Annotated in this window: 10 protein-coding genes and 1 pseudogene; 5 read left to right on the top strand and 6 right to left on the bottom strand. The window is 61.8% G+C overall.

Going from position 1 to position 13,228, the window contains the following annotated elements; genetic code table 11:
• The first annotated feature begins 76 nt into the window (after positions 1 to 76).
• The gene (locus AC5Y7D_RS06415) at positions 77 to 1,570 is read left to right on the top strand and encodes a glycosyltransferase family 87 protein (RefSeq protein WP_499922482.1); all 1,494 of its coding nucleotides are present in this window, start codon (positions 77 to 79) and stop codon (positions 1,568 to 1,570) included.
• Positions 1,571 to 1,583: 13 nt separating this feature from the next.
• On the opposite strand, the gene AC5Y7D_RS06410 is transcribed toward AC5Y7D_RS06415, so the two are convergent.
• Positions 1,584 to 3,488 carry a hypothetical protein gene (locus AC5Y7D_RS06410; RefSeq protein WP_499922481.1) on the bottom strand — a complete coding sequence of 635 codons (1,905 nt, stop codon included), beginning with the start codon at positions 3,486 to 3,488 and terminating at the stop codon, positions 1,584 to 1,586.
• Positions 3,489 to 3,505: 17 nt separating this feature from the next.
• Positions 3,506 to 4,057 carry a GtrA domain-containing protein gene (locus tag AC5Y7D_RS06405; RefSeq protein WP_499922480.1) on the bottom strand — a complete coding sequence of 184 codons (552 nt, stop codon included), beginning with the start codon at positions 4,055 to 4,057 and terminating at the stop codon, positions 3,506 to 3,508.
• 157 nt (positions 4,058 to 4,214) lie between these two features.
• On the opposite strand from AC5Y7D_RS06405, the gene AC5Y7D_RS06400 reads away from it, so the two are divergent.
• The 4 genes from AC5Y7D_RS06400 to AC5Y7D_RS06385 all read left to right on the top strand — a co-directional run bounded on the left by AC5Y7D_RS06400 (position 4,215) and on the right by AC5Y7D_RS06385 (position 8,447).
• Positions 4,215 to 5,486 (top strand): nucleotide sugar dehydrogenase, encoded by a 1,272-nt coding sequence (locus tag AC5Y7D_RS06400; RefSeq protein WP_499922479.1) that lies wholly within the window; start codon positions 4,215 to 4,217, stop codon positions 5,484 to 5,486.
• The gene (locus tag AC5Y7D_RS06395) at positions 5,483 to 6,502 is read left to right on the top strand and encodes an NAD-dependent epimerase/dehydratase family protein (protein WP_499922478.1); all 1,020 of its coding nucleotides are present in this window, start codon (positions 5,483 to 5,485) and stop codon (positions 6,500 to 6,502) included. The genes AC5Y7D_RS06400 and AC5Y7D_RS06395 overlap by 4 nt, the downstream gene beginning before the upstream one ends.
• 29 nt (positions 6,503 to 6,531) lie before the next feature.
• Positions 6,532 to 7,998, top strand: coding sequence for a glycosyltransferase (locus AC5Y7D_RS06390; RefSeq protein ID WP_499922477.1), 1,467 nt, complete (start codon positions 6,532 to 6,534; stop codon positions 7,996 to 7,998).
• Between the two features lie 353 nt (positions 7,999 to 8,351).
• Positions 8,352 to 8,447 (top strand): group II intron maturase-specific domain-containing protein, encoded by a 96-nt coding sequence (locus AC5Y7D_RS06385; protein WP_499922674.1) that lies wholly within the window; start codon positions 8,352 to 8,354, stop codon positions 8,445 to 8,447.
• Positions 8,448 to 8,524: 77 nt separating this feature from the next.
• Here the strand turns inward: AC5Y7D_RS06385 and AC5Y7D_RS06380 are convergent, their stop codons facing one another.
• The 4 genes and pseudogenes from AC5Y7D_RS06380 to AC5Y7D_RS06365 form a co-directional block, all read right to left on the bottom strand.
• Positions 8,525 to 9,592: a DDE-type integrase/transposase/recombinase gene (locus AC5Y7D_RS06380; RefSeq protein WP_499922476.1), complete on the bottom strand. Its 1,068-nt coding sequence runs from the start codon at positions 9,590 to 9,592 to the stop codon at positions 8,525 to 8,527.
• Between the two features lie 777 nt (positions 9,593 to 10,369).
• Positions 10,370 to 11,812 (bottom strand): glycosyltransferase family protein, encoded by a 1,443-nt coding sequence (locus AC5Y7D_RS06375; protein WP_499922475.1) that lies wholly within the window; start codon positions 11,810 to 11,812, stop codon positions 10,370 to 10,372.
• 497 nt (positions 11,813 to 12,309) lie between these two features.
• Positions 12,310 to 12,699: a hypothetical protein gene (locus AC5Y7D_RS06370; RefSeq protein ID WP_499922474.1), complete on the bottom strand. Its 390-nt coding sequence runs from the start codon at positions 12,697 to 12,699 to the stop codon at positions 12,310 to 12,312.
• Positions 12,700 to 12,989: 290 nt separating this feature from the next.
• Positions 12,990 to 13,103 (bottom strand): annotated as a pseudogene (locus AC5Y7D_RS06365) (IS3-like element ISMyma8 family transposase); the annotation flags it as partial.
• Positions 13,104 to 13,228: the final 125 nt, after the last annotated feature.

The following is a 13,228-nucleotide window of genomic DNA, read 5'->3' as shown; positions in this document are numbered from 1 at the left end:
GGTATCGGGTTACACTTCCGGGCGGTTGAGCCGGGGGGCAGCGAGACTCCCACTTTCGTGTCGCAGGAGCTGCAGAATGCAAGTGAACCGAGCCGTTGAGGTGGTGCGCAGCCCAATCGCGGCGGCCCCGGGGCGGCTATCAGCTCTAGCCGGCCTATCCGAACGCACGATTCTGCTCGGTACGGTGCTGCTGGCGTCAGCGATTTCGGCAGCGACGGGCTTTATTCTCGCCCAGTACTTCGGGGTCGACGTGCTGTCGTCGCTCCTCACCCTCCCGTACGACTGCTGGTTGGATTTGGGCATCAGAGTAGGCCGGCACTGCTTCAGTGATTACACACTCACGGTGGGTATGGGGTTGCGGCCCAACGCGTGGGACCCCTACCCGGTGTTCAATTTGAAGGGCATCAATACGGCCCTCAACCCGTATCCGCCGGCCGCGATGGTGCCGCATATGATCTTCGGGCTGATCGGCGCGTGGCTGAGGGCGCCGCTGGTGGGGCTGTTCGGCTACCTACTGGTAACGGTGCTAGCGGTCTTTACGCCCGCGGTCTGGGCAGCTCGGGGGGCGCGTGGTCTGGAGCGGGTGGTAGTCTTCGTCGCTCTCGGCGCCGCGGCCATCCCAGTCTGGGCGGTGATCGATCGGGGCAATTCGGTGGGGTTCGTGGTGCCGGCCGCGCTTGCGTTCCTGGTGGCACTGCGCCGACAGCGTTGGGGCCTCGTCACAGTCACGGTGGTCGTCGCCGCGCTGGTTAAGCCACAGTTCCTAGTCCTGGGGTTCGTGTTGCCAGCGGCCCGGCAATGGCGGCTTTCCGTCACAGCTGTTCTTGTCGGCCTGCTAAGCAACCTCGCTGCGTATCTGCTGTGGCCGCGGGATTTTCCAGAAACGATTGTCCAATCATTCCGCAGCACGTTTAGCCCTGGTTCGTCTGGAGCCCTTGTCGGGGGCTACAACGTGTCCTTCGGGAAGGGGGTCCTGACGATTCCCGATGCAATCGCCGCTGCGAACGGCGGCGGGACGGTACCGGAGGGTTTCCTCACGGCCCCACGATCGCTAATCGGACATGCGATCCTGCTTCTCGTCGTCCTTTCCGTGGTCGTCCTCGGACGGAAAATTCCCCCTGTCATGGTCGGCATCGTGCTGCTAGCGACCGCCTCTCTGTTCGCCCCGGTGAGCTTCCGCTACTACCTGGTGTTCGCCCTGCCGATAGCGGCGCTTGTGGTAAGGGATCCGGATGGGCCGCCAGGATCCGGGATTTTCGACCGGCTGGCGAGTCTCGACGTTCGGCGTCGTGCAGTTGGGATTTGTGTGACGCTCGCCGCGGCAGTCTCTATCGCCCAAATCCCCCTGCCCGGTCACTCGTCGCGAGAGCCGATCATGGGTCTGGTGCAAGTCCCGGGGAGCAATGGCCTCAGCGCACCGCTCGTTCTTACGACGGTGGGCCTGGCACCGATCTTCTGGCTGGTCGCCTGCGCGGCAATTATTGTCTCGTACGCGCGCAGACCGGCCATCCGTACGGAGCCGGGCGAAGTCGCCACGACGAATACGCCTGAACATGCGCGGCCCGACTGACGTCAGCCGTCGGTTAGGAATCGATGCGCATCTCGTAGAAACGCAGTCGTGCAGCGACATCCGCCTGGCCAAGCGATCGACTACGGCCCACGCCGATGGTGTGGGCGTGGATCTCGAGGTTCGTGTCATTGACCGATGCAGGGGTCGAGACGAGAAACGGCTCCGCGGCGTTGCCGGCGATAAGGCGGTAACTGACCCCGTCGACAACCACCGTAAAGGTGGTCAGCGCAACGACAGTTCCCTGGAACAGCCGGTCGAGGACAGTTGGATCCAGGTCTATCCCAACCAGTACCGCCATGTGGGGTCCGCTGGGGGCAGGGATGTTGACCGAGTTGTTTTTTCCGACGCCGACCTCCGACAACGGGGTGAGGGGTCCGCAGTGCGGGCCGGTGCGGGTGAACAGCGCCCAGCGGTTCTCGACGCCGCTTAGGGTGTAGTTGCACAGCAGTGCACGCGAATACAGCGGGGATTCCTGGACTCGGAGCCGGTCATTGATGCCGGTGCCCGGCGTGGTCGGGGAGCGGCGGGACAGCACGAATTGAGTTCTGCCGGAAATCGTATCGCCGTCGAGCTCGTCCAGGGTGGGTGAGTAGGACGAGTAGGTCTGGAAGACCGGTGCCGGGCGCCACGCCAAGCCGTACGCCCACACGGCCGAGGTCTCCTCGGGGTCGACGTGGACGGTGCCTTGGCCGATGGTTTTGAGGAAGCGCTCGGGCACGCCGTACTGTGCGCGCTGTCGCGCCTTGCCCTGTTCGACGTGTCGGCGTGCCAGACCCGGCCAGGCGAGCGCGGCCAGCCGGTCGGCCGCGCGCCCGGGAGCCTGCACCACCGCAAGCGGCCGTTGCTCGATCACCAGGATCCCGGCGAGGTAGACGACCAGCACCACCACCAAAGCGATCTCAAACGACCGTCGCAGAATCCCATAGAGCGGGGTGATGGCGACCGTAACGACCATCAGGCCCAGCAACACAGAAAAATGGTTGTCGTCGTACCGTCCGAACGTGGTCTTGATGATCACCAAGGTCACCAGCGCGACCAGCACCACGTAGTGTCGCGGAATCTTGTCCCCGCCCCGCAGGTACATCAGGCAAACTACTACGATCCAGGCGAGAGTCAGGATGACCGCGCCTACGGCATTCAGCGGGATGGGGATGGCTTGCCCCTCGATGTAGCCGGACACGATCTGCGAGCTGTACCCGAGCCAGGTCGGCACATTTGCCAGCCGCTGGCCTGCGAGCAGCCACCAGACAGGAATAGGCGCCGCGAACGCGACCACTGTTGCACAGTGGCGCCAGGCGGCTCGCCAGTCCAGCAGTATCGACGCCGCAAGCGCGATCACCGCAACGACGGGGCCGGTGTTGAATTTGACGAGCAGCTCAAAACCCCCGACCGCGCCTAGCGCGACGCACGTGGTCAATGCCGTGGACCGCTGCGGGTCGTCTTGCAACAGCAGCAGACTGGTCCACACGAAGGCCGCAAGAACGACCAGCTCGGGGTACAAGTAGCCGAGCAGTACGGCGGTGACGCCGGTCGTCACGAATGCGCCAACGAGCGATGTCATCGGCGGGTAGCGCCGGCGCAGCACTGCCGCGATGCCCAGGAACAGGGCGGCGACGACGGTTACCTGGTAGGTGGTCGCGAGTATTGCCTGCTCAACCGAGTAGGAGCCGATGTTCTGCAGGAACGCGAGGGGCCCGTATGTGAACACGATTTCGGGGCCCCACGCCAGGTGATGAATGCGGGCCAGCGCGACCGCTGCCTGCCAGGAGGGATCGATCCCGACGGCTGCGTCGAGCGAGTATTGCGGCCAAAAAAAGAACGCGGAGGCCAGCGCAGTGAGCAATCGATGCCAACGTGCGGAGCCCCATGTCGTCGCCGACCACCATGTCCGGACGCATTCCGCGCGCGTTGCGACCATCTATGCAAGTTATCGGATCAGGTTGGGACTTCGTTGTCGGCGCTCTTGAAGAACCAACGATCCAAGATGAGGTAGCGGCCGATCCACACGATGCCGAAGCCAAGCACTTGGACGGCAAAGACCGCGGTACCCCGGGTGAGTGTCGTCTGATCGGCCATCGCGTTCTCAACCAGATAGGTGAAAAACGTGGCCAGCGAGACGGCCAGCATGACGACCACCCAGAACACCAGCACCTGTTTTCGCAAATTCTCCCGCGAAGTGACACGCCAGACAAAGTTCTTGTTGGCAAAGAAGTCGGGAACTGTGACGACGGCCGCCGCGAGCAGCGATGCTGCGGTGTAGTCGTCGAGCAACGGGCCCAAAACCTGGATTAGACCTTGTCCGATTGGGAGAAAAACACCAGCGACAGCGGCGTAGCGCAGCTTCTTCCGCGACTCTCGGTTGTTTGCGTAGGCGAATAAGTGCTCCACGGTCAGCAAAATACCGGGCAGTAGGTCGCTGCGGCCGGAAGTGGCGGAACCGGCCAAAGTTCTGACAAGGTCCCCCGTGCATGAAATGCTGTACGCCAAGGCTGCCGCCCTCATCGGAGCCGCGGGGGGAACGGCCTGGTTGGTGTTCGTGAGAGACGCCGCATAGTCGTGTTCTCATGGCTCCAACAGCAGCTAAGTTTGGAACCGCTTTTGCTGACGTCACACCCTTGGACGAAGCCTAAGACAAGAAACGGAGGTGGCGGTTGCTGTGGCAATTCAACCCGATAACCGCATCTGTATCATCGGCGGTGCCGGGCACGTCGGGCTACCGCTGGCACTGGTCCTGGCAGATGAAGGCTTCGACGTCGAGATCCTCGACACGAATCAAGCGGCCCTAAAAACCATCATGGCCGGCAAGATGCCCTTCATCGAGAACGGGGCCGAGGAGCTGCTCAAGCGGCTATTACCGACTGGGCGCATCACGGCGAGCACCGATGCATGGGCGGTTCGGAATGCCGAAATCGTCATCTGCGTGGTGGGGACGCCGGTCGACGAATACCTGACACCGCAGGCGCACACGTTTTTTCGCATCATCGACGAGATCAGTCCGTACTTCCGCGACGGACAGACGCTGGTCCTGCGAAGCACCGTCTACCCGGGACTGACCCAGCGTGTGCACGACATGTTCCAGCAGCGTGGGATCGGCGTGCACGTCACCTTCTGCCCCGAGCGCATCGCCCAGGGCCACTCGCTTCGCGAGCTCAGGATCATTCCGCAGATCATCAGCGGGTTCGACGACGATGGGCGCCGGGTGGTTCGCGAGCTGTTCTCGCGGATAGCCAGTGAAATCATCGAGGTCGAGCCGCAGGAAGCCGAGCTCGCCAAGCTGTTCTGCAACAGCTACCGCTACATCCAGTTCGCGGTCGCGAACCAGTTCTATCTGCTCAGTCGCGAGGCCGGACTCGATTTCGACCGCGTCCACCATGCAGCCACGTATAAGAACGGCCGTGTCGACAGCCTGCCAAAACCCGGATTGGCGGCAGGCCCCTGCCTGCTGAAGGACACGATGCAGCTCGCCGCGTTCAGCAACAACAACTTTATGCTGGGACACTCGGCCATGCTCATCAACGAAGGCCAGCCACAGTTTATCGTCAACATGCTCAAGCGCCGCGTTAACCTGCGGGACAGGACCGTTGGTATCCTCGGCATGACGTTCAAAGCCGATTGTGACGACACCCGCGACTCGCTGAGCTTCAAACTCCGGCATCTGCTGATACTCGAAGGCAAGAAAGTCATGCTGCACGACCCATTCCTTGAGGGCCCGGATTACTACCCGTTGGACACCGTGGTGGAGCGTGCCGACGTACTAGTGGTCGGTGTGCCGCACTCCGCCTATCGAGGCCTACGGGTGCCGCGAGGCAAGATAGTCGAGGATGTCTGGGGATGCTTGGATGTCAGCGAGCTTGGCGACGACGCGTTGAATGGAGCCCAATTGGCGACTTTGGGTACGGGGGCGGCGGCCCAGTGAAGGTGCTGGTAACGGGTAGCGCGGGATTCATCAATGGTTACGTGGTTGACGAGTTGCTGCGCGCCGGCCACGAGGTGGTAGGGATCGACAACTACTCGAAGTACGGCCCCGTCAAAAAGAGCTACGACGATCACCCGCGCTACCATTTCGTCGAGGGCGACGTCAAAGACGTTGACCTGATGTTCAAACTGGTTGAAGGGTGTGACCAGATGGTGGCCAGCGCGGCCCGCATCGGTGGCATTACCTATTTCCACGAGTACGCCTACGACTTGCTGGCTGAAAACGAGCGGATTGCGGCCGCCCACTTCGACACGGCGATCTACGCATACCAAAAAGGCTGGCTCAAGAAGATCAACGTGATCAGCTCGTCGATGGTGTTCGAGAACGCGACCATTTTCCCGACTCCGGAGAAGCACGTCACCGAGTGCCCGCCTCCGACAAGCACTTACGGATTCCAGAAGCTGGCCTGTGAGTATTTCGCGCACGGTGCGTACGAGCAGTACGGGCTGCCGTACACGATCATCCGACCCTTCAACTGCGTGGGCACCGGTGAGCAGCGGGCGATTGGCGGTCGCGAAATTCCAAGCGGCAACGTCAAACTCGCGATGAGCCACGTGGTTCCGGACCTTGTCCAGAAAGTGGTAAAGGGTCAAGACCCATTGCACATCCTCGGTGATGGCACCCAGGTGCGGCACTACACCTACGGCGGCGATCTGGCCCGCGGCATTCGCACGTGCCTGGAGCACCCGGCCGCGCTTAACGGGGACTTCAATCTCTCCACCCCCGAGGCCACGACGGTGCTCGAACTCGCAGAAGCGATTTGGCGCAAGATGCGCCCCGACACCCCATTTCGCTACGAAAGCGACCCGCCGTTCGAGCATGACGTGCAACTTCGCACACCGGATGTCCATAAGGCATCCGAGATGCTCGGCTACTCGGCGACGACCTCGCTGGATACCATGCTGGACGAAGTCATCCCCTGGATTGTGAACGCCGTCGAGGCTGGGACCATCTGACGTGCGCTGCGTGTATCCACAAGGACGACATGCGCATCGCGGGTGACCCTGACCTTCAGCAGCTCTACCGTAATCGTTTCGGCCACTACCAGGAGTCGCGATCTGCCATTTGGGCCGTGCTGGTTCACCATTTCTTTCAAGCGTGGATCAGGCGCAGCGATACGGTGGTGGACCTGGGATGCGGCTACGGCGAATTCCTGAATCACGTAAGCGCCGCGCGGCGAATCGGCGTTGATCTCAACCCGGACAGTGCTGGCATGCTCGAGCCAGGAATCGAGTTCCACGAAGGTCGAGCGGACGATCTCAGCTTTCTCGAAGATGGCTCGGTAGACGTGGTATTCACCAGCAACCTGCTGGAGCATCTGCAGAGCAAGGCAGAAGTCGAGCACACCATCGCCGAGGCCCGCCGGGTACTCAAGCCGGGCGGCCACCTCATCGCAATGGGACCCAATATTCGCTTCCTTGCTGGCGACTATTGGGATTTCTGGGACCACACGGTTCCGATTAGCGATCGCTCGTTGATCGAGTTGCTAGAGTCCCAGCAGCTCAAAATCGTCGAGACATACGACCGTTTCCTGCCTTACACGTCGTCCTCGCCGTGGCCGCAAGCGCCGATCCTTGTGCGGATGTATCTGCACAACCGGAAGGCCTGGCCAATCTTCGGCAAACAGTTCGTGATCCGTGCCCAAAAGCGGCGGCTACCAGGGGAGGCGGATGACCAGCGTCTGGTGAGTGTCGTCATCCCGGTATACAACGAGGGCGACAATATTCAAGTTTGCATTAGAAGACTGACCGAGGCGCTAGCGGACACACCACACGAACTGCTTGTCTGTTACGACTTCGACGAGGACACCACGCTGCCTGCACTCGCCGCCATGCTGGATAAACCAGCCACAGTGCAGCTGGTCCGCAACTCCATCGGCAAGGGCGTCGCGAATGCATTGATCGCTGGCTTCGCCGCCGCGCGCGGCGACGCCATCATCACCAGCATGGCCGACCTATCGGATCCGCCGTCGGTGATTCCGTTGATGGCGGCCAAGATTCGCAACGAGGGAGCAGACATCGTCAGCGGATCGCGATACATGCCGGGCGGCAGCCAGCAGGGCGGGCCGCGGTTGAAAACGCTGATGTCGCGGACGGCGGGGCTCAGCTTGCATTACGTAGGCCGTTTGCCCACCCATGACGCCACTACCAACTTCCGCGGATACAGCCGACGGTTCCTCGACGATGTCGCAGTGGAGAGTATGCGCGGGTTCGAGGTCGGCCTGGAGCTCACAGTCAAGGCACACTTGCTGGGCTACCGGGTGGACGAAGTGCCCAGCAGCTGGGAGGACCGAACCGCGGGCACCAGCAAATTCGACTTAGTCGGCTGGCTGCCGTCGTATCTGCACTGGTATGCGTTGGCAATGCGGGGCCCGCTCTTGCGATCGACAAGCGGAGCGCTTGCTCTGCTTGGGGCACTGCGTCTGCTGCAGCGATACCGACGCGGTAGGTGAGAATACCGGTCTGCTTCGATTAAGGAATTCCGCGAGCGCAACCGATTGAACAGCGCCAAGGCAGCCGCAAGCTGCGGATCGAACTTCGAGGTACGGATCGAGGTCGCTCGATGCACCGCTGAGCATGGGCAGCAGCCCTGACGGCGACGAGTCGTATTCGGCCAAGTGGCCACAGTATTCGCTCCGATGGGTTTGCGCCCATCAGAGCAAAAGACCCATCTCACCCACATTGATGATGGTTCGATTTTCTGGGCTGGCGCATCGAACGCCGAACCTGGCAAGGACGCGGCGGGATCAACGAAACGGTCGACACCTATCTCTCGAAGAAATCGCTTGCTTCGATCTAGGACAAGATCCGTGTCGTAACCCGCCGGGACGCACATCGCACATTCGCAAATCTGCTGCGCCGGCTCAACCCGGCCATCAGAGGCTGGCGCTCGTACTTCTAGCACAGGGTCTCCAAGCGCACCTTCTCCGACGTCGACCACTTCGCGTGCTGGCGCATCGTCGGCTGGCTGAAGAAACGTCACCCTAAAATCAACGTGCACAACGTGATCCGCCGCCACCGACCCTGGTGGGCACATCGCGGCGGACGGTATCGAGTTCTTCCGCGCAACCACGGTCCCCGTGACCCCGGTATCGCTACCGAGGAACCCGCATCCCGAACCCAAAGTAGGCCACGTGGTCGGCGGTTATTGTGTATGGACCGGGGACATCCCCGACACGTTGTTGTCAGGACATCGCTGACAGTAGCGGTGTTGTCGGCGGTGGGCGTCCTTTCGGGGCCGGCCGCGCTTTCTGCCATTGCTGTGGTAAGTGCCGACGGCCCGAGGATCAGTTCGCGTAGCACGGCTCCGGTGCGTTCAACGACTACGACTTGGTCGGGCTTGGTCTCGATGACGGTGACGTGTTGGCCCTTCCAGTGCATGCCGATGCCGATCTTGCGCTTGCGGTAGTGCACGCTTCCTTTTGGGGACACGATCAGCACGCGTGGGCCGGTCTTGCGGCGTCGCGGTCGCGGATCGCCGGGAGCGACGTTCGGCAGCGCCAGATAGACCTCGGCGGGTAGCTGCTGGTTCAAACTTTGGTGTGGCCGTTGGTGGTTGTAGTGCCAGCGGAATCGGTCACACAGGGCTTGCAGCTCGTCAATCGTGCTCGCGGGTCCGTGGTCGACGTAAAAGTCCTTGAAGGTGCGGTGGTAGCACTCCAACTTGCCCCAGATCTGTGGGTGGGCTGGCCGCGAGCTGAGCTGACGTATGCCCGTGGCGGCCAGGGGCTGCTGGAAGTGCACGGGTTTGTGACCGTCGCGGGAGATGAACTGCACCCCGTTGTCGCTGATGAGTTGCCGTGGAGCGCCATTCTCGGTGATGGCGGATTCCGTGGCCCGAAACGCGTTGGTGGCGGTGAACCGCCGGCTGGCGGTGGCGCCAATAGCGAAGCGGGCATGGTCGTCGAGCATGTTGATCACCCAGTAAACCGATCCGTCCGTAAGCGTGATCTGGGCCCCGTCGATCTGCCATAGGTCGTTGGGCGCATAGCGTTCGAAGCGCCGCCAGGCTGGCTCAGCGTCACGCTGCGCTTGCGGCGTGATCAATGAGTTGCGTTGCAGTACAATGTGAATCGTAAATACAGCTGGTACGTTGGGCGCGCCCGAGCGAGCCAGTTGGGTATGAATGGTGGGGGCGCCCCACCGCGCGTTGGCCTTACGCACCCGCACGATCTCTGCCTCAAGGTCCGGCATGGTTTGTGCCGGCGATGTCAAACGGCGACGCGACAGCGGAGCCAAGGCGGCGGCCGCGTCGGCGTGGAGACGGCGTTGGTAGACGAAGCTCTGCCGGGAGATGCCCTAGCGGCGGCACGTCTCGGCCACCGTGATCTGATCGCGCATCGGGGTCAGCAGGGTCTCCAGCCAGCGTTCGTTCTCAGCACTCTCACTTCGGGAGAGTGTCAGAGATGTCCCTGGAACGATCTGTCAGCTATGTGTCCGGGACTGAACACCCATCCAATTTGATTGGGTGGCCTAATTTTTAACCGTCGCGAATGGCCGGACTTCGACCGTCGCCAACACCTGCACCTATTTCCCGGACGTGGGCGTGAATGTTGTACGTAGCGTTCGTGATTGAAGCATTTGCCCGCCGCGTCATCGGCTGGCGCGCAGCCACCCGACAGATGTCGGTTTCGACCGCCACGGTGGCCACCGGTTCACCCGATCGAAGCCGAGCAACGATTTGCCGACGCACCGATGACGAATACTGACCGGGCATGTGACCTCTTGCTAAACACTCGGCCCCAACTCTCATTACGGTGGACCGATCATCGGGTACAGATCTCATAAATCAACCGATCGGGGGTCAGGCCACTACCCTTTGGTTTATGGAGTGGTGATTCGGTACAGGCCCGCTGTTGCCGTTGGGATCACTGCGTAGCCGGCGGGGAGATAGTTGGAAATCGTTTGGCCAGGATCGCAGGTGAAAACATATCGATAATCTTTGATGTTCTGGCGTTTCCACACCTCAAGGCTGGCGTCGCGCAACATTAGTCCGCGCCGGTCAGCGAAATACAACGTTGTCGGGTCCCATTGGCAGCCCACGGTCACGATGAGATCGTCCGGGCGCGTGGCGGCGCGTATGCGTTCGCCACCAGCATTCCGTTGGGGTGGGAACAGCCATTGCCCGACATCAGGCGGGGCGGCTGAGCCGACGACAACGATGACCACCGTGACCGCCGCGACGACAGCCGTCTTCGCGTTTACCCGCTGAGCGACCGCAACAATTCCAATCCCGACGGCGGCGACGATCGCCGGGAAGATTCCGATCAAGTAGTAGCTGTGGACGTAGTACAGGTTGAAGAAGACCAGCGGGGCGAATGCCGCAGTTGCCAGCCAGCCAGCGCGCCAGATTCGTTCGACTTTTGTCGGCGAGGCAATGATCCCGAATACAGCTATGGCTAGCCCCAGTCCCAATGGCCCTGCGATCTCAGTGCTGATCCTCGTCAGAGGCGGCAGATAAGCATGCAGGTCTAGACGCTGGTCGAGCGTCCCGAAATTCCAGTCGTGCATGTTGCTGCTGATCAGAAAGTGGGTCAGCGGGTTGCGTTCCTTTACCGCGTCGCCGTAGCGAGTCCATGCAAGCGCTGCAAACACACCGGGCAGGGGGCCGGCCAGTAGTCCGGTGACGATGCGGCCCAGCGAACGTGCTGTCAGGTATGCGGTTGTCGCCGAAACGACGAGGAGGACACACCACGCCGGCGCAGTGGTGGCTTTTACTAGAAACGCCAGCCAAGCGCTCATCGCCCCCAAGACGAGGCCGACTCGTGAACCGTTGCGAAACCAGGAGTCGAGGCCGACAACCATGCCCAGCGAGAGTGCGACAGACGGAAAATCAATGAGTGCGGCCGCGCCCCACGCCAACCCGAACGGCGAAAACTCAAACAACGCCACCACAACGATCGCGGCCAATCGGCCGTGCCAACGGGATACCAAAACAGCCAATAGAATCGCCGCGGCCTGGAACCCTGCCAGCGCGCAGAACCGCATCGCCCAGTCGGCCCCCACTCCCATACGAATAAGCAAGGCTGACGCAGCCTGAACCAGCGGGAACTCCATCGGCACATCGGAGTTCGGGCCGAATACCGGCAACGGAGTGTGCAGCAAATCGATACCGCGGCGGGCGTATTCCAAAGCCACATAAGATGTTTGGGTCTGACGGAACGAGTGCATGTCGCCGAGACAGTGCCACAGTTGCGGGATACGGATCAGGGTCCCGATTACTATCAATCCTGGCAGACCTGCCGTGGCGCGGCCAGTGATCGACATAATTCGGCCGCTGTTCAATACCCGCGGGCGTCCCGCAGTTCGGTAACCCTCTCCGGATTCGTCGGCGGCGGCATCAGTTGTAGACACGCCTCGTCCGCTGCCCTTCCTTCCGATCCAGTACAAATAGTCGCTTGCGGCAACCACACCACGAGCGCACCGAACTTCGCTACACCAACGACCGATCGTAGGCCCAAAACCCACTTTGCCGAGTCACTTTCGTTCTTAGGCCCAGGCACCGCCGAGTCTCAGGGCGAGACGTCGCGTACATACAGTGTGCACCCGTAACAGCCGCCGTCGAACGGAACCGTGTGGAATTGCTGGTGCATCAGTGCGACGATTTTGGATAGAACCGCGGCAGCGTCAATTTCTCCGGAAGGCAATAACTCAGGTGCCCCTCAGGCCGCTCCCCGGGGCATTCAGGGCGCTTAATGATGGTCGCGTCGACGCACTGGGCCCGGTCGATCCCAGCGCGCACCGTCGGCTCGCCCGCCTCCCGGTTAGCGGGGGTCATGCTCAGTAGGGCAACGTTTCATGTACGGCGAACTACTCTGCCAATCCTGCGCAACGTAGATTTCCGCCGCCCAGCGCCAGACGAGGACTGACCATCCTGGCGGACAGGCACGGTCCAATGCTTGATTTCGGCTGACCGATCCGGCGGAGAACGCGGCCAGCGCCCGCAGGGCTGACACTGGCCGCCAGCTGTCCATGAGGTGACCGAATACCAGCAGGAGAGCAGCCGCGATGGCCAGTGTCCCGACCAGCGCTCTTGGCGACAATCGCTGGGGAAACAATTCGGCGCCCGGCTTGGCCGGCATGGTGGCGGCCAGGCCGCCCGCCGCGAACAATAGGATGAGGTAATGCGGAAAACCCATGCCGCCGATCAACATAGCCGTTAACCCACCCGCGATGAGGGTGATACCGGCGATGATGGATCGCCTTGCGCTGTGTGAGCTGAGCCAGATCAGGCCAGCGAGCCCGGCGAGCAGTTAACAGCTTGGCTTGATGAGCGAGGCGAACGTGCTTGCGATCCGCGCCGCCTGCGGATGGTCCCCAGCATAGGATTGTAGGAAAGAGAAAGTCTGCTCGACCAGCTTCCAGTCGGTCGCTGCTGAAGCCACCATGACGAGCCTCTTACGCCCACCGGCAGCACCGCACCGGCGAGCCACCACAGCGCCGGCTCGTGGCGACACAGCCGGCGGATGCGCTTGTTGTTGACCACCCGGCCGGCCAGGCGGGCCGTCATAGCTGCTCGACGCCATCCCCAGCGGGGCCGCTCAGCGGAGAACCGACGGCGTCTTTCTGCCATTTCGACCGGGTAAGGCTTGGTCATGGCCACCATCTTTCTTACTGAAGGAAGGGGCATCTGACCAGACGTGGTTCAGTGTGACCGGAAGCAAGACTTATGAAGTTTGCGAA

The sequence above is a fragment of the Mycobacterium sp. NGS49 genome (genome assembly GCF_059812565.1).
Note: the sequence above shows the minus strand (reverse complement) of the source record. Positions and strands in the feature narration are given on the sequence as shown.